14 protein-coding genes and 1 pseudogene are annotated in these 16,131 nt (G+C 58.3%); 3 read left to right on the forward strand and 12 right to left on the reverse strand.

All coding sequences use genetic code 11. From position 1 onward, the window contains the following. Positions 1-1,035: 1,035 nt before the first annotated feature. The 10 genes and pseudogenes from BMY73_RS25145 to BMY73_RS25195 all read right to left on the reverse strand — a co-directional run. A complete protein-coding gene (locus tag BMY73_RS25145) occupies positions 1,036-1,953 on the reverse strand; it encodes an RHS repeat-associated core domain-containing protein (protein WP_092410513.1) in 918 nt (305 codons plus the stop codon). A 91-nt stretch (positions 1,954-2,044) separates the two neighbouring features. Further along, complete coding sequence (locus BMY73_RS25150; RefSeq protein WP_092410515.1) at positions 2,045-2,848, reverse strand: electron transfer flavoprotein subunit beta; 804 nt, start codon at positions 2,846-2,848, stop codon at positions 2,045-2,047. Continuing rightward, entirely contained in the window at positions 2,838-4,058 is a 1,221-nt protein-coding gene (locus BMY73_RS25155; protein ID WP_092410517.1) for an electron transfer flavoprotein subunit alpha, read from the reverse strand. The genes BMY73_RS25150 and BMY73_RS25155 overlap by 11 nt, the downstream gene beginning before the upstream one ends. Beyond that, positions 4,058-6,004, reverse strand: a complete 1,947-nt coding sequence (dgcB, locus tag BMY73_RS25160; protein ID WP_092410519.1) for a dimethylglycine demethylation protein DgcB — start codon at positions 6,002-6,004, stop codon at positions 4,058-4,060. The genes BMY73_RS25155 and dgcB overlap by 1 nt, the downstream gene beginning before the upstream one ends. A 152-nt stretch (positions 6,005-6,156) precedes the next feature. Then, positions 6,157-8,217: a dimethylglycine demethylation protein DgcA gene (gene dgcA / locus BMY73_RS25165; protein ID WP_062385361.1), complete on the reverse strand. Its 2,061-nt coding sequence runs from the start codon at positions 8,215-8,217 to the stop codon at positions 6,157-6,159. Positions 8,218-8,232: 15 nt separating this feature from the next. Next, positions 8,233-8,763, reverse strand: coding sequence for a DUF5943 domain-containing protein (locus tag BMY73_RS25170; RefSeq protein WP_062385362.1), 531 nt, complete (start codon positions 8,761-8,763; stop codon positions 8,233-8,235). Positions 8,764-8,847: 84 nt separating this feature from the next. Continuing rightward, positions 8,848-9,825: a dipeptidase gene (locus BMY73_RS25175; RefSeq protein ID WP_062385364.1), complete on the reverse strand. Its 978-nt coding sequence runs from the start codon at positions 9,823-9,825 to the stop codon at positions 8,848-8,850. A gap of 216 nt (positions 9,826-10,041) precedes the next feature. Then, entirely contained in the window at positions 10,042-10,458 is a 417-nt protein-coding gene (locus BMY73_RS25185) for a hypothetical protein (protein WP_092410521.1), read from the reverse strand. A gap of 155 nt (positions 10,459-10,613) precedes the next feature. Further along, positions 10,614-10,991 carry a hypothetical protein gene (locus tag BMY73_RS25190; RefSeq protein ID WP_092410523.1) on the reverse strand — a complete coding sequence of 126 codons (378 nt, stop codon included), beginning with the start codon at positions 10,989-10,991 and terminating at the stop codon, positions 10,614-10,616. 8 nt (positions 10,992-10,999) lie between these two features. Continuing rightward, positions 11,000-11,352, reverse strand: a pseudogene (locus tag BMY73_RS25195) (Hcp family type VI secretion system effector); the annotation flags it as partial. Positions 11,353-11,690: 338 nt separating this feature from the next. On the opposite strand from BMY73_RS25195, the gene BMY73_RS25200 reads away from it, so the two are divergent. Continuing rightward, positions 11,691-12,095, forward strand: a complete 405-nt coding sequence (locus BMY73_RS25200) for a lysozyme inhibitor LprI family protein (protein WP_092410525.1) — start codon at positions 11,691-11,693, stop codon at positions 12,093-12,095. Between the two features lie 48 nt (positions 12,096-12,143). After that, positions 12,144-12,566 carry a DUF3010 family protein gene (locus BMY73_RS25205; protein ID WP_062385568.1) on the forward strand — a complete coding sequence of 141 codons (423 nt, stop codon included), beginning with the start codon at positions 12,144-12,146 and terminating at the stop codon, positions 12,564-12,566. A 96-nt stretch (positions 12,567-12,662) separates the two neighbouring features. Here the strand turns inward: BMY73_RS25205 and BMY73_RS25210 are convergent, their stop codons facing one another. Next, positions 12,663-13,832: an ATP-binding protein gene (locus BMY73_RS25210; RefSeq protein ID WP_092410527.1), complete on the reverse strand. Its 1,170-nt coding sequence runs from the start codon at positions 13,830-13,832 to the stop codon at positions 12,663-12,665. Between the two features lie 67 nt (positions 13,833-13,899). Beyond that, the gene (locus BMY73_RS25215; protein ID WP_062385375.1) at positions 13,900-14,859 is read right to left on the reverse strand and encodes a GlxA family transcriptional regulator; all 960 of its coding nucleotides are present in this window, start codon (positions 14,857-14,859) and stop codon (positions 13,900-13,902) included. A gap of 316 nt (positions 14,860-15,175) precedes the next feature. On the opposite strand from BMY73_RS25215, the gene BMY73_RS25220 reads away from it, so the two are divergent. Next, the gene (locus BMY73_RS25220; RefSeq protein WP_062385377.1) at positions 15,176-16,063 is read left to right on the forward strand and encodes a 3-dehydrocarnitine:acetyl-CoA trimethylamine transferase CdhC; all 888 of its coding nucleotides are present in this window, start codon (positions 15,176-15,178) and stop codon (positions 16,061-16,063) included. The last annotated feature ends 68 nt before the right edge of the window (positions 16,064-16,131 follow it).

The raw sequence follows: 16,131 nt of genomic DNA on the forward strand, positions 1-16,131 counted from the left end.
AGCCAGTGGTGAATCGAAGTTCGCTCATTGACCAAACAGTGAGTCTTATCAACACCACGCTGAGCGGTGACAAGTTCCGCCATCGCCACATCGACACCCACAATCGCCGCTGCATCAAGGATTGCCATGTCACACCCTCCGAGCTAGGGTTTAAGAGCTTGCTGGGGGTTCACCGTAAGCGCTGGCTTGCTTCTATCGTCGGTCCAGGCCGATGCATTCCATATCGGCGCTTATAGGTGACAGGGCGGGGCTGGAAGTCTCCCAACGGTCTGTACTGGCTAGAGTCAGATTCGGCTTTCCGTCCCTCCCACCCCATCAAGTCTAAACATACAAGCCGGCTTGCTGGCGAAAGCGATCTGAATATCCCCATCGTGGGGCTGACACACAACGACCTCCGGCAAGCCTACTCCTTCACCCATCCTGGATTTGATCAAAAAACACCCAAACCTGCGCGATACCAACATCCGCAAGCGCCCGCACCATCCAATAACAACTTATCCACAGCACAACCCACAGTAATTGTGGGAAAGTCAGTTCCTGCCTGTGCAAAAAACCAAGAAAAACCGTGACTTATTCAGAAAGTCATATTCAGGCCAAGGCTGATCATTTATTGACCAAGTATGTGTAAGCCCCGGTTTATAAGGGGTGTAAGGGATAGCAAACACCTTATCCACAGAAGCGCCAACAGAGAATGTGCGCAACTGCCTCGATTACACCCCGAGATGTGGAAAAGTCGCTCCAGCCCCCTAAATCGAAGGCTCAAGACCGCTGATGCTTAAGGAAAGTCTATGATTGATCATTTTCTGAACAAACCTGTGCAAGCCTTTGATTGCAAGGCTTTCAGGCCATGACCAACATGTTATCCACACAAGCGCTAACAAAGAATGTGGGCAACTGGAGTCGGCCGTAATCGCCGTCTTGTGGAAAAAAGCGTTTAAAAACCTGCGGATACGTGATCACTATTTAACCAGAGGCCCCAGACCCGCTAGATACGTGGCCCAGACCGGACGGCAAACACCTTATCCACAGGCTCGCTCACAGAGATTGTGGGTAGGTGTGCGGCATGAACACTTCCACTTTTATCTGCTCTCCTTCGTCCAACCCCTCGAAGTAGTGAGTCCTCAAGCGTTGCGCGCTTGTTAACCAGGAACTCGCCGGTTGCGTTTTACTGATGCTGGCAATACTACCCCGCACTCTGCTGAGATCATCACGCAGTGCATTTCCGTATGGGTTGGCAACAATTGAGGGACGAACAGGAAGGGAGCCCGGCATTTTTGGCGCGACGGGCGTTCTGCCGAACAACTGTGCGACTCGCTTGACAGCGGCCCTCCTAAGCTCCTTCCTCGCAACCAGACTCTGAACACCCAACCCTACGCGGGTCACGGCTCCCAACGCGGAGATCGCCGTGCCCGCATGAGCGACGTAACGCGCCTCCTTGACACCGGCGAGCGTCAACGAAGAAGCGACGATGGCAAGACTTGAACCGGTCAATGTCATTCGTGCGGCTACGAGGGCAGCCCCGACTGGCGGCCCGGCAACGGCAGCGGCGATTACAGTGGCAGCGATTGTGAAAGCGTGAAGGCTGATCGTCAGTGCCGGTTGTAACCAATCAGGGGTACGCCCTGTCGGATCAACATGGTTAACCGGATCACCCAGGCAATAGGCGTAGGGGTTGAGCCCGTCCTTATCAAAGGGACTTAGCGCGTCCGGGCTGTGAAAACGCATCAGTGCAGGGTTATAGATCCGATGACCGTTACCGAGAAGGTACCAGCCGGTGCCCTGCTCACGGAACTGACCATTGAACCCCGAGCGACTGACCAGCGCGGCAGGTCCCGGCTGCGCGCCGTAGGCCGTATAGGCCATATGCCCGACTTCAAAAGGTCCGATGCCTGCCAAAACCGTATCGTGGAGGTCGGTGGCCAGCAGCAGCGAACGATAGGTAGGCGAATCCATCAGGCTGACTCATTGACCAGAGATGTCTGTGGATAAGCCTAACGCTGACGTTCATTGTGGGTAACTGGTACAAGTGATAGGTCAGCAGAACCTACCGAACCACCCCTTCCTCCATCAACAGCTTCAAAATCGCCGCAGCACCTTCCTGAGCGCTCACGCCCTTGAGCACCTGACCGCCGCCACCGCTGGCCTTCGCCGTTGCAGCCTTCATGCGATCCGCACCGCTTTTGGCCTTGATGACCTTCAGGCGTTTCGGGCGAGGTTTCGCCGGGCTCAGTTCGGCGCCTGTGAATAACTCATCGATGACGACATCGACCTGTTCGACATCCAGCGCCCCGCGTTGGGCAGGGCCGTACGCGCTTTGGCGGGGCTTGGGCGCTGCGTTGTCCACAGTGGCGAGGAACGGCAGACGCACTTTCAGACGACGACGCTGGCCGCGAGGCAACGCCTGAAGGACTTGAGCGGTGCCATTGCTCATGGATTCGACCTCGGCCATGCCCACGACCAGCGGCCAACCAAGCTTCTCTGCCAGCAGATAAGGCAGCATGCCGGAACCTTCGCCGGTTTCCGCCTGACTGCCCGCTAGCACCAGTTGAACACCGGATTCGCGGATGTAATCGGTCAACCCCGGCAGCGCATCGGCGCCTTCGGGTTGTTCGAGCACGTGCAGCTCGCCCAGGCCCATGCCCAGATACGCCCGCAGTGCAGGCTCTTCGGCATTGCCGGCGTGCAATACGTGCAAGTTATCCCCAGCCAGTTGCAGGCCAAGCTCTACCGCACGCGCGTCTTGCTCGGCGCGACGTGGACGACCGGATGTCGGATGCGCGCCGATGGACACCAGACTGATGACGTGAAGCGCGCTTTTATCCACAGGGATTTTTTTGTCAGGCTGCATCGCGTTTCGCCTCATTCCGGTAAGCCTCGACGGCCTCAATCAGCGCGTTGAGCACTTCGGCGCTTTCGCCAATCACTGACAAATCGGCACGTTTGATCATGTCGCAGGTTGGATCGAGATTGATCGCCACGACTTTGTCGCACGCGCCAATGCCTTGCAGATGCTGGATCGCGCCCGAGATTCCCACCGCCACATACACGCGGGCGGTGACCCAGGTACCGGACGCACCGACCTGGCGATCCCGGGTCATGAATCCATCGTCGACGGCCACGCGAGATGCACCTTCCGTGGCGCCCAGCGCGACAGCGGTGCGGTGGAACAGCGCCCAGTCCTTCACGCCATTGCCGCCGGAGAATATGAATTCCGCCTCAGCCATGGGGATAAGTGCCGGGTCGACGGCGACAGCGCCAAGGTCTTCGATCCGGGCGATGCTGCGCGCGATGGTTGTGGACAACTCAACCGGCCGCGCTTCATGACGGGTTTCGCTGACGGGCTCGGCGCACTCGGCGGCGGCCAGGATCAGACGCGAGACCGGACGCGAGAGGTCTTCACGGCCAGCCCCTGCGCGACCTGTACTGCGTTCGTCCTTGACCTGCCAGACACGCGTTGCCGGACGCTCACCGAGGCTTGCCGCGAAACGGCGGCCCAGTTCCCCTCCACCGCTACGACTGTCTGGCAGCAACCAATGCCGTGGGTCGAACTGGTTATCCACAGCCCGCAATCCCTGCACCCGCTGTTCAGGCGAGTAGCCCTGGAATTCACCGCCTTCCAGAACCAGCAGACGATCGACGCCTGCCGTATCGAAGGCGTTCTCTTTGTGCTCGCCGAAGACCACGGCCAGCACGGCGCCGTCCTGGCCGGCCAGGCTGTGCGCCAGGCCCAGCAGGTCACGGTCGTGGCTGCTCAGGCGACCGCCGACCATATCCGGGACCACTGCAATATAAAACGCCGGCTCGGCGACTTGATGCAGTGGCAGCTGGACTTCAACCGAAGCCGAGCGCTTGACGGTCCCACCCTGCTGCGCGCCGCTACGGTCGATGCGCTTGATGCCGTTCGGGCCGATGAAACCAATGCCATGGACGTTTTTGCGGATGATGCCGTTCGGTCCCATCCAGCTTGCTTGTGTCGGTTGCATGGCCGCATGCAGCGGGTGCAGGCGGTTGCGGGCGATCCACTCGGCACGAGGGTCGCGGCGGATAATGTCGCTCATCAGTGCGCCTCCGCAGGTTCACGTTTAACCGCAGCCGGTTTGGCCGGGGCTGCCTCTTCAAGCAGCGCATCAGCCACCAGTTCGGCGATGTCCTTGATCATCGGGCGTGGCTCGACCACGCCTTCCAGCATCGCGGTGCACTGTGGACAACCCACAGCCACCAGTTCGGCGCCGGTTTCGCGGATGTCTTCCATGCGCATATCGGGGATACGTTGCTTGCCTGGAATGTCGGTGATCGGCGCGCCGCCACCGCCGCCGCAGCAGCGAGAGCGGAAACCGGAACGTTGCATTTCCTTGACCTCGATGCCCAGCGCCTTGAGCACGTCACGCGGCGCTTGATACTCGCCGTTGTATCGCCCCAGATAGCACGGATCGTGATAGGTCACGCTGGAGCCCTTGTGCTGGCCCAGGTTCAAAGCGTTGTCACCGATCAGCTCAGCCATGTAGGTGCTGTGGTGCTGCACGAGGTAATTGCCGTCGAATGCGCCGTATTCGTTTTTCAGCACGTGGAAACTGTGAGGATCGCAGGTAACGATGCGTTTGAAACTGTACTTGCTCAGGGTCTGGATGTTGCGTTTGGCGAGCATCTGGAACGTCGCCTCGTCACCCAGACGGCGGGCGACGTCGCCGCTGTCGCGTTCTTCGAGCCCCAGCACGGCGAAGTCGACCTTGGCCGCTTTCAAGACTTTGACGAAAGCACGCAGGGTGCGCTGATTGCGCATGTCAAAGGCACCGTCGCCCACCCAGAACAGCACGTCGGCGGTCTTCTTCTCGCTCATGACATTGAGATTCAGGTCCGCCGCCCAGTTCATCCGGCCGCCCGGCGCGAAACCGCCCGGGTTGTCGGTGGCGATGAGGTTCTCCAGAACTTCGGCGCCCTTGTTCGGCGTTGCACCTTTTTCAAGCGTGAGGTGACGACGCATGTCGACGATGGCGTCCACGTGCTCGATCATCATCGGGCACTCTTCCACGCAGGCACGGCAGGTGGTGCAGGACCAAAGGGTCTCGGCGTCGACCAGACCGTTGACGATCGGCTGATGCGGATTGCCTTTGTGCTCGCCTATCGGCTTGCCAGGGTAAGGACTGCCCGCGAAGTGGGCGTCAGTGCCGCCCGCCAGGCCGACGACCATGTCCTGAATCAGTTTTTTCGGGTTCAGCGGCTGACCGGCGGCGAAAGCCGGGCAGGCGGCTTCGCACTTACCGCACTGCACGCAGGCGTCGAAGCCCAGCAGTTGGTTCCAGGTGAAATCCTTGGGCTTTTCCACGCCCAGCGGCGCAGTCGGATCATTCAGGTCCAGCGGCTTGAGGCCGGTGGACCGGCCGCCGCCGAAACGTTCGGCGCGACGGTGCCAGGCCAGGTGCAGCGCACCGGCGAAGGCGTGTTTCATCGGACCGCCCCAGGTCATGCCGAAGAACAGCTCGGAAACGCCCCACAGCACGCCAATCCCAAGAATGACCGCCAGCAGCCAGCCTCCAAAGTTTTCCGGCAGGATGCCCGCAACGGGCAAGGTCACCAGAAAGAAGGATGCAGAAAACGCCAACAGGCTTTTCGGCAAGCGCATCCACGGGCCTTTCGACAAGCGCGAAGGCGGGTTGCGACGACGCAGGTAAACGAAGATCGCACCGACGAACATCACCGCCGACATCAGCAGCAACGCGTAACCGAGGATGCGGTTATGCAGGCCGAAACCGTGGACCAGAATCGCCAGAATGATCGAAGCGACCGCGCCACCCGCTGTCGCGACGTGGGTGTTGGCGATGTATTTGTCCCGCGCGACCACATGGTGCAGATCAACCATGTAGCGCTTGGGCATCGCCAACAGGCCGCCCAGCAGATCGACCTTGGACGCACGACCGTTGCGCCACATGGCCACCCGCCGCAAGGCGCCCAGGACACCAAGGCCGAGGGCTGCGAACAGCAGGATTGGAAGAAGGGTGTTCAACATGTGGAGCTCCCAAAGACCAACGGTCTCGCCAGGGGCTGATCGTTCCCACGCTCCGCGTGGGAACGCATACCGTGACGCTCCGCGTCACCAAAACAGACGCGGAGCGTCCATCGCGGCATTCCCACGCCGAGCGTGGGAACGATCATGTGTAATTAAAAATCTTTGCAGAGCCGCAGTGCGTCATAAATGGCGGCATGCGTATTGCGCTGCGCCACGCAGTCACCGATGCGGAACAGCAGGTAGCCATCACCCGGCTGGCTCAACGACGGCTGTGGCTGAATCGCGAACAGGGCGTCGATGTCGATCTGACCCTTGTTGCGCGAATCTTCCTTCAGGCCGTAATACAGCTCTTCGTCAGGACGCACGCCGTTTTCGATCACCACCTGATCGACCACCCGCTCCTCTTTGGCGCCGGTGTATTCGTTCTCCAGCACCGCCACCAGCTTGTCGCCTTCGCGGTAGACCTTCTCCAGCATCATGTCGCCGGTCATGATGACTTCTTTCGGGTACATGCTGCGGTAGTACGTCGGGAACGACGTACCGCCGATGGCCACGCCCGGCTTGATGTCATCGGTGACGATTTCAACCTGGCTGCCTTTGTCCGCCATGAAGTCGGCTACCGACATCCCGGTGAACTCGCAGATGGTGTCGTAGACCAGTACGTTCTTGCCCGGTGCGACCTTGCCGTCGAGCACGTCCCAACTGCTGACCACCAGACCTTCGGCGGCGCCCCAGTGTTCGTTCTGCTCGAGGAATGGGTGACCGCCCACTGCCAGCACCACTACGTCCGGACGCAAGTCCATGATGGTCGGGACGTCAGCCGCAGTGCCCAACCGCAGATCGACCTTCAGGCGCGCCAGCTCCAGTTGATACCAGCGGGTGATACCGGCGATCTGGTCACGCTGCGGCGCTTTCGACGCCGTGGTGATCTGCCCGCCAATGGCGTCTTTCTTCTCGAACAGCGTCACATCGTGGCCACGCTCGGCCGACACCCGCGCAGCTTCCATCCCGGCAGGGCCGGCGCCGACAATCACCACTTTGCGTTTCACGCCGGTGGTCTTCTCGATGATGTGCGGCACGCCCATGTATTCGCGGGAAGTCGCGGCGTTCTGAATGCAGAGCACATCCAGACCTTGATACTGGCGGTCGATGCAGTAGTTGGCACCGACACACTGACGAATCTGGTCGACCTGGCCCATCTTGATCTTGGTGATCAGGTGCGGGTCGGCGATGTGCGCCCGGGTCATGCCGACCATGTCGACGTAACCGCCCTCCAGAATGCGCGTTGCCTGGTTCGGGTCCTTGATGTTCTGCGCGTGCAACACCGGAGCCTTGACCACTTCCTTGATACCGGCCGCCAGGTGCAGGAACGGCTCCGGCGGATAACTCATGTTGGGGATGACGTTGGCCAGGGTGTTGTGCGTGTCGCAACCCGAACCCACCACACCGATGAAGTCGATCATGCCGGTCTGGTCGTAATACTTGGCGATCTCCTTCATGTCTTCATGGCTGAGACCGTCCGGGTGGAATTCGTCACCACAGATACGCAGACCGACGCAGAAATCAGGACCCACTTCCTTACGCACAGCCTTGATCACTTCGAGACCAAAACGCATGCGGTTTTCGAAGCTGCCGCCCCACTCGTCGGTACGCTTGTTGACGCGCGGGCTCCAGAACTGGTCGATCATGTGCTGGTGCACGGCCGACAGCTCGACGCCATCCAGGCCGCCGGCTTTGGCACGCGCCGCAGCGCTGGCGTAGTTGCCGATCACACGCCAGATTTCTTCGGGCTCGATGGTCTTGCAGGTCGCGCGGTGAACAGGCTCGCGGATACCCGACGGAGACATCAGGGTCGGCCAATGTTCGCCGTCCCAACGAGAGCGACGGCCCATGTGGGTAATCTGAATCATGATCTTGGCGCCGTGCTTATGCATGGCGTCAGCGAGATTCTGGAAGTGCGGGATGATCTTGTCGGTCGCCAGGTTGACCGACTTCCACCAGCCTTGCGGGCTGTCGATCGCAACGCTGGAGGAGCCGCCACAAATGGCCAGACCGATACCGCCCTTGGCTTTCTCCTCGTAGTACTTCACGTAGCGGTCGGTGGTCATGCCACCGTCAGTGGCATAAACCTCGGCGTGCGCGGTACTCAACACGCGGTTGCGGATAGTCAATTTACCGATCTGGATCGGTTGAAACATCGCTTCGAAAGCCATGACGGAAACCCCTACTTACAACGGCTTGACGATGAACAGGCCGTCGTCGTGGCCTTCTTCCGAACCGCCGTACACCTGCTCGGCGACGGTGCGGACGGAGCTGCCCTTGGCGGCGAGAATCTGGTCCATGGCGCCAGCGAACCAGCCCGTGAACATGTAATCGACCTTGCGCCCGACTTTGCCGTACACATAAACGAAGGCGGAATGCTCAAGCTTGACACTGGCGGTGCCTTTATCCAGGTCGATTTCCTGAATCTTAAACAGGCCCCAGCCGCGCTGCGACAACCGGTTCATGTAGTGCTCGAAAACCGCGACGCCTTCGAGGCCATGGCATTCGGCTTCTTTCTCGCACCAGTGCCAGGCGGACTTGTAACCAGCCTTGTAGAGGATCTCGGCGTAAGCTTCAGCGCCCAGCACTTCCTCGATGCCCATGTGGTTGTTCACGAAGAAATGACGTGGCACGTACAGCATTGGCAAGGCGTCGGAAGTCCAGACACCGGTTTCGCTGTCGACTTCGATTGGCAATTGCGGGGCGATCTTGGCCATGGAAACTTAACTCCAGAAAAATTCAGGTAATGCCCTCTCCGCGGACGGGAGAGGGAAAATTCAGTGATGAGGCGGCTGTAAGCGTTATTCGCCCCAAACGTCGCCGAGAACGCGAACCCAGTTCTCGCCCATGATCTTGCGCACAACGCGCTCCGAATGGCCGCGTTTGAGCAGAGTCTCGGTCAGGTTCGGGAACTCGCCGACGGTACGGATACCCAGCGGGTTGATGATCTTGCCGAAGTTGGTCAGACGACGGGCGTAGCCCTTGTCGTGGGTCAGGTATTCGAAGAACTCCTGACCATGCCCCTGCGTGAAGTCAGTACCGATACCGATGGCGTCCTCGCCGACGATGTTCATCACGTATTCGATGGCTTCGGCGTAGTCGTCGATGGTCGAATCGATGCCTTTGGCCAGGAACGGCGCGAACATGGTCACGCCCACGAAACCGCCGTGGTCGGCGATGAACTTGAGCTCCGCGTCGGATTTGTTACGAGGGTGTTCTTTGAGACCCGAAGGCAGGCAGTGGGAATAGGTCACTGGCTTCTTCGATTCGAGGATGACTTCCTCGGAGGTCTTGGAACCGACATGAGACAAGTCGCACATGATGCCGACGCGGTTCATTTCCGCGACGATTTCACGGCCGAATCCCGACAGGCCGCCATCGCGCTCATAGCAACCGGTGCCTACCAGGTTCTGGGTGTTGTAGCACATCTGCACAATGCCAACGCCCAGTTGCTTGAAGATCTCGACGTAGCCGATCTGGTCTTCGAAGGCATGTGCGTTCTGGAAGCCGAACAGGATGCCGGTCTTGCCCAGCTCTTTGGCTTTGCGGATGTCGGCGGTGTTGCGCACCTGGATCACCAGGTCGCTGTTCTCACGGATAAGCTTCTGGCTCGACGCGATGCTGTTGACGGTCTGCTGAAACCCTTCCCACACCGAAACAGTGCAGTTGGCCATGGTCAGGCCACCTTTGCGCATGTCCTCGAACAGCTCACGGTTCCATTTGGCAATGATCAGCCCGTCAATAACGATGCTGTCGGCGTGCAATTCGGCTGGGCTCATCAGGCTGTCCCCTTTAGGTTAATCACGCGCCGAAACGTCTGCCGGCGCTTTGGGGCCAGCATATGCCTGAGGGTCGGAGGAGCCGGGTGCAAAAACGACAGGGGAATTGCCGAAAGCGTCAAGAAACGACAAAGAGACGAAAGCACGACGGCACAGCAGGTCCTCGCGATAATGCAGCGGTTCACGCAGAGGCGGGTTTTCGCTCTGGGACGGACCTCAGAAGTCGGGAAGGTGCACCCAAACAAAAAAAACGAGGGTGATTAACGTGGTCAATGCAACCAGAGCCACCTGAACCAAGATCATGTATTTGAATTTTTTGGGGAATGTATTGACCTGCTCCACGTCGATGGCACCCAACTCCAGGAACTTTTGGGGCCGAAGGAACATCCCGCCAACGATACCTAACTTTTTGATATCGCCCAGAAACCCGGTTCCGATCTGAAACAAACTGGAGTCCGTAATCGCCAAACAATTATCCAGTGATTTGTTCATCTTGTTTCGCAGATACAACGTTATCAACACCGTATACAACAGAGTGACTACGAAAAGGATACTTATCGTCAAAACGATAAACTCATGATCTGCAGAATGAGTGGCGCCACTATGGCGATAGTGGCCGCTTCTGATTGCCATAATAAACTCCGGGCCGTTCGCAGAAAAAACAATCAGATATTAGTAGCTTCACGCCCCCAAGACATCGTTCCATCGCCTCAAAAAGCTGCTCACCAAAAATTTCACTGACACCCCTACCATCTTCTCCTAATCCCGCTCATTGAGCTTCATTCCGATCAAAAATTTGACGACCTCATCCATATACTCAAAACAATCAAAGTAGACATGATTACAACCAAAGCCATCCACTGCGCAACAATCATCGCTTTCAATTTTGCCGGAAAGGCGTTGATTTGCTGTTCATCTACAATGGTTTTATTTGCATATATTTTTGGAAAAACCAAAAGACTCCCTGCCACCCCAACCCTGACAATGTCACCCATCAGCCCCAAACCACCTAAAGTCGCTTTGTTGTCCGCCACTACAGAACATCTACAGAGCAATCCATCAATTTTCTTCCGGGCGTAAACGGTCACAACAACAAGACCAATCAGGTTAAAGAACAGAAGTGTGAGCACGATAAGCCCGAATATTCCTGGATCGAGACCTTTCATTCGTGAATGATCCCATAGAGCGTTTTTCCACTACCCTCGGAGATGATCACTTCCTCAAAGACGATGTCGTATTATTTGAGCTTGTCCCCGCCCGGTGCAGCGCGATGGTCACTTTTGAAAAATGCTGGCCTGCACAACTCGCTTGCATGAGCTTACAGCTGGCGGCGTCGAGGAATTTCGTGAAGTTGAAGGTGGTGACTGTGGTCCGGCCCGACGATGCGCCACCTGCGGAACTCGCAGTGGCCGACGTGCTTTGATGGGTGCCGAAGTTATAGCCGAGAATTTCAATCCAGTTTTTGTGCTGGTCGTCGAGGCTCTCACCGGGAATGCCTTCAAACTCGATAAATGCGTCAAGCGCCATACGTTCTCTCCTTGAGGTGTGTCATCAACAGACAAGGCCCGTCCAGGCCGAGGATTGGATCCTACCTTAGCGAGATCAGTGCGCGAACCCTGAAGGGTGAATTTCAGAGCATTCTGAGGACTGGCACTCCATTTCAACGCAGACGTTGCCTACAGAAATAATCAGTCGCCCCTGACTGGCGAGCCCTCAACCGTTTCCCGCAAAAACGACAGTGGATTTGCCGAAAGCGTCAAGAAACGACAAAGGGCAACTGCGAGCGTCTGCGGCCCGCGTTGATAACTGTTCTTTACACCGCGCTTGGGCGAGAATTCCCCCCATCACTGAATCGGGAAGCTCCAATGAAGACGATTTTTCTGGCTCTGGCTTTATTCGCGACAGGCGCCCACGCGGCCACCAACCCCGACGCTACCCCTTGCGACGGCGTAGACGAAGATAAACAGACGCTTGAGTGTTCGGTGTACAGCCGCGATACCGCGGTGAAGTTGCTGGATGAGAATTTTCAGAATCTGCTGGAACGTGTGAATACCCAGTACGGCGCCAACAAAACCGAGGCCAACGAACTCATCGCCAAGCTGAAAACCGCCCAGGACGCCTGGAAGAAACTGCGCGACGCCGACTGCGCCGCTGAAGTGTTCCCGGCCAAACCCGGCAGCAAGAAATTCAACATCGACCTGAACGACTGCCTGGCGCGCACCAGCGACGAGCGCTCGGAGTACGTGGAAAGCCTCCTTCAGCCAGAATGACGCTTGAATGCGCTACCCTGATGCCCTTCACAGGCAAAAGGCATGTACATGAACATCTGCGGCGTAGAAATCAAAGGCAGCGAAGCGATCTTCGCTGTCGCCACTCGCGCATCAGGCGCCCTCGAACACGTGCCATTGGCGACCAAGAAGATCGCCCTGGAAGAGGATGACGAGGCCGTCAACGTTAAAAATTTCGCCACGCAAATCACCCGCTTCGTCCGCGAAAACGGCATTGCCCACATCGCTATTAAAAAACGCAGCAAGAAAGGCGAATTTGCCGGTGGGCCGACCACGTTCAAGATCGAGACGGTTTTCCAGCTGCTGGAGGACTGCGAAGTGATCCTGCTGTCACCGCAGACGATCAATGCCCAAATGAAAAAGCACAACTTCGACCTGCCCGCGGGACTGAACAAATATCAGCACGAGGCGTACAAGGCGGCGTGTTCGGCGTTGATGAAGGGCTTGAAGTAACCCACACCGCTGTAGCAGCACGGCTTGCCAGCGGCAGGGCCCTGCCAGTCAGCACATCGACAGCACGGAGACCGCTATCGCCGGCAAGCCGTGCTCCTACAGTCGTCGCTGTCTCAACCACTCACCAAACGCCTTGTCTTCCAGCGCGTAGGCGCCCCGACTGGATTTCCAGACCAGCTCTTTTTCACGCAACGAATCAATCGCCGCCTGAATGGTTTGCGTACCGGGCACGACGTCACTGCCCAAGCGCTCCAACGCTTTGCCAACTGCCAAAACTGTCGCATCGGCAAACGGCGCAAAAGGCTGGTTATCGACGGCGCGATCGGCCATGACTTCCAACACGCCGCGTTGCGGGGGCGTCAGCGTGTTATAGGCGCTTTCAAATTCCTCCCAGACGCCAGCGCGCAGCGATTCGGCGCTATTACGCAGCAATTCGCCGAGGTTTTCCGCCTCCCCAAGCTCCAGCGCGACATTACCGATGATCGTGCGCAGCATTTCAGGTCGACGCCCCACCAAGTCAAACGCAGCGTCAATATCGACCGCAGAAAACTGGTTGGTTTGCGCCAGATGGCTGTTCAGGTGGGCGGTGTAAGCTTTGGTGAAATCCTTGCCCAGCAAGGGAAACGGCGTGATGCTCGACCCATAAAACGGCTGGTTCTTGTTCAACACCAGATGCGCCAGCTTATCCCGATTGGAGCCTGTGAGGACCAGCCGCAATCCGCCAATACCGCGCTCAACCCCTTGGTTGAGCTCATCGCGTGCCGCCTTCAATGCAAACATGGCATTGACGCCCGCCTCGCTGGTCAATGCGTGCTGAGCCTCGTCGATGATCAGCACGATCATTTTTTGTGCAGCGCTGTGCAGGAGCTCCAACGCCTGCGTCAGCGTTGCGCCGACAGGCAACTGCGGCTTGGTGAAATCCCAGGAAAGCGTGCGCAGGAAGTTGAGCTTTTCAAGGCCCGCTGATTTGGCGAGCTTACGTATCCCTTTCTCGTAGGGGACCAACGCTGCGGCGATGGCTGCACTGATGAGATCCGAAGGGTCCTTCTTCCGATCCGCCCACAGATCCACATAGACCGGCACCCAATCCTGCTTCAGGCATTGAGGCACCAGATCTTCGCGCAGAAATGTGCTTTTACCCGTGCGACGGGGCGCCGCCAAAAACAGCCCGGAGGAATAGTCGTGCAAGCCCTCCCCGATCAGACCATGCGCGATGGTGAGGGCGAGGCTGTCGCGTCTGAATACAAAGCCGGTGCGCTTTGCCATGATTTATACCCAATTATTCATGCAACAATAATTTATTGTCGCAAGTATAATTGACAATAATTCAGAGTCAAACGACCTTCGGCTCCCGTGCGACCCGCCCGCGATCCTCCCTTGGGCACACCACAAACCGCGCTTTATAGCTGCGGGTGAAATACGACGGCGACTCAAACCCGCAGGCAATGCTGACCTCCAGTACGCTCATGTCGCTCTGGCGCAACAGCTGACGGGCCTTTTCTAACCGCAGGCCGAGGTAAAAGTTGCTCGGCGTGTCATTCAGGTGCAGGCGAAACAGGCGCTCCAGCTGACGACGGGTGACCTGAATGCCGTCGGCCAGTTCGAGGGTGCTGAGGGGCGGTTCGGTGTGCTGCTCCATGACACCAATCACCTGCACCAGCTTCTTGTTGTTGATGCCATAACGCGTGGCGATCTGCATGCGCTGGTGGTCTTTACGCTGGCGAATACGGCCGAGCACGAACTGTTCGGACACCTTGATCGCCAGATCCGGCCCGTGTGATTGCCCGATCAGGTCGAGCATCAGGTCGATGGACGCTGTACCGCCTGCCGATGAGATACGACGGCGGTCGATTTCGAACAGCTCCTGGGTCGCCTGCAGTTTTGGGTAGGTTTCCTTGAAGGCATCCAGCGCTTCCCAATGCAGGGTCAGACGATAGCCTTCCAGCAATCCTGCTTCGGCCAGCACAAAGCTGCCGGTGTCGATCGCGCCCAGGGTGACCCCCTCCAGATCGAGTCGACGCAGCCAGTGTTCCAGTGTCGAGGTGTACGACTTCAGCGGGTCGACACTGCCCATCACCCACAGCGTTGCGCCTTTTTTCAACGGCTCCAGCGTCGCGTCGGCGTTGACGGACATGCCGTTGCTGGCAATCACCGGCCCGCCGTCGATGCTCAGGATGTGCCAGCGGTACAGCTCGCCCCCAAAACGATTGGCCACGCGCAACGGCTCCAGCGCCGAAACGAAGCCCATCATGGAAAAGCCGGGAATGAGCAGAAAGTAGAAATCCTGGGACATCGTCGAGAAATTCCTTGAGGGCACCGCTGACCTTGTAGGAGCGCGCTTGCCCGCGATTGCGGTATGTCATTCACGCAGATGTCGATTGACACACCGCAATCGCGGGCAAGCGCGCTCCTACATGAAACTGAGTTCACAGACTGCTAACCAAATACACCCGTTCCCGAAGTCCGGCAACTGCACAGGTCGCTACCGTGCAAGAGCCTGTCGCCGCTGTGCGTTTGGAGGCGCCTTGGCCTGCGTAGCTTTGCACCTCAAAAGCGGGTGACAAAAGCCCGCGTCATACACACGACCTGGCCTGCAAGGAACCTCTCTCATGAATCACGACGTCATCATCACCTGCGCACTCACCGGTGCTGGCGATACGACCGGGAAAAGCCATCTGGTCCCGATCACCCCGAAACAAATCGCCGCCGCTGCGGTTGAGGCCGCAAAAGCAGGTGCGACCGTCGTGCACTGTCATGTACGTGATCCACAAACCGGCAAGTTCAGCCGTGACGTCGAGCTGTACCGCGAAACCATGGACCGTATCCGTGAGGCGGACATCGACATCATCGTTAACCTGACCGCTGGCATGGGCGGAGACCTGGAAATCGGCCCGGGTGAACGTCCTACCGATTTCGGTCCGAACACTGATCTGGTGGGCCCGTTGACCCGCCTGGCGCATGTCGAGGCACTGCTGCCGGAAATCTGCACGCTGGATTGCGGCACGCTCAATTTCGGCGACGGCGACACCATTTATGTCTCCACCCCTGCGCAGCTGCGTGCGGGCGCCAAACGCATTCAGGAACTGGGCGTGAAAGCGGAGCTTGAAATCTTCGACACTGGTCATCTCTGGTTCGCCAAACAGATGATGAAAGAAGGCCTGCTGGACAACCCGCTGTTCCAGCTGTGCCTGGGCATTCCGTGGGGCGCGCCTGCCGACACCACCACCATGAAAGCGATGGTCGACAATCTGCCAGCCGACGTGGTCTGGGCCGGTTTCGGCATCGGCCGCATGCAGATGCCGATGGCAGCCCAAGCGGTGCTGCTGGGTGGCAACGTGCGGGTCGGGCTGGAAGACAACATCTGGCTCGACAAGGGCGTGTTGGCGAGCAACGGCGCACTGGTCGAACGTGCCAGCGAAATCCTCAGCCGCATGGGCGCCCGGGTCATGACCCCCGCCGAAGGCCGCGTGAAGATGGGCCTTAAAAAGCGTTTCTGATCCAGCCTCACCTGATCATCCTGTGGGAGCGAATTCATTCGCTCCCACAGTTGACCGCATCGACCACA

Origin of the sequence: Pseudomonas sp. NFACC02, assembly GCF_900110765.1 — a bacterium.
Taxonomy (GTDB): Bacteria; Pseudomonadota; Gammaproteobacteria; order Pseudomonadales; family Pseudomonadaceae; genus Aquipseudomonas.

Excerpts from the sequence above, each read along its gene's own strand:
- BMY73_RS25145 (WP_092410513.1), bottom strand. The coding sequence starts at position 1,953 with ATGGATTCGCCTACCTATCGTTCGCTGCTGCTGGCCACCGACCTCCAC.
- BMY73_RS25150 (WP_092410515.1), bottom strand. The coding sequence starts at position 2,848 with ATGCAGCCTGACAAAAAAATCCCTGTGGATAAAAGCGCGCTTCACGTC.
- BMY73_RS25155 (WP_092410517.1), bottom strand. The coding sequence starts at position 4,058 with ATGAGCGACATTATCCGCCGCGACCCTCGTGCCGAGTGGATCGCCCGC.
- dgcB (WP_092410519.1), bottom strand. The coding sequence starts at position 6,004 with ATGTTGAACACCCTTCTTCCAATCCTGCTGTTCGCAGCCCTCGGCCTT.
- dgcA (WP_062385361.1), bottom strand. The coding sequence starts at position 8,217 with ATGGCTTTCGAAGCGATGTTTCAACCGATCCAGATCGGTAAATTGACT.
- BMY73_RS25170 (WP_062385362.1), bottom strand. The coding sequence starts at position 8,763 with ATGGCCAAGATCGCCCCGCAATTGCCAATCGAAGTCGACAGCGAAACC.
- BMY73_RS25175 (WP_062385364.1), bottom strand. The coding sequence starts at position 9,825 with ATGAGCCCAGCCGAATTGCACGCCGACAGCATCGTTATTGACGGGCTG.
- BMY73_RS25185 (WP_092410521.1), bottom strand. The coding sequence starts at position 10,458 with ATGGCAATCAGAAGCGGCCACTATCGCCATAGTGGCGCCACTCATTCT.
- BMY73_RS25190 (WP_092410523.1), bottom strand. The coding sequence starts at position 10,991 with ATGAAAGGTCTCGATCCAGGAATATTCGGGCTTATCGTGCTCACACTT.
- BMY73_RS25200 (WP_092410525.1), top strand. The coding sequence starts at position 11,691 with ATGAAGACGATTTTTCTGGCTCTGGCTTTATTCGCGACAGGCGCCCAC.
- BMY73_RS25205 (WP_062385568.1), top strand. The coding sequence starts at position 12,144 with ATGAACATCTGCGGCGTAGAAATCAAAGGCAGCGAAGCGATCTTCGCT.
- BMY73_RS25210 (WP_092410527.1), bottom strand. The coding sequence starts at position 13,832 with ATGGCAAAGCGCACCGGCTTTGTATTCAGACGCGACAGCCTCGCCCTC.
- BMY73_RS25215 (WP_062385375.1), bottom strand. The coding sequence starts at position 14,859 with ATGTCCCAGGATTTCTACTTTCTGCTCATTCCCGGCTTTTCCATGATG.
- BMY73_RS25220 (WP_062385377.1), top strand. The coding sequence starts at position 15,176 with ATGAATCACGACGTCATCATCACCTGCGCACTCACCGGTGCTGGCGAT.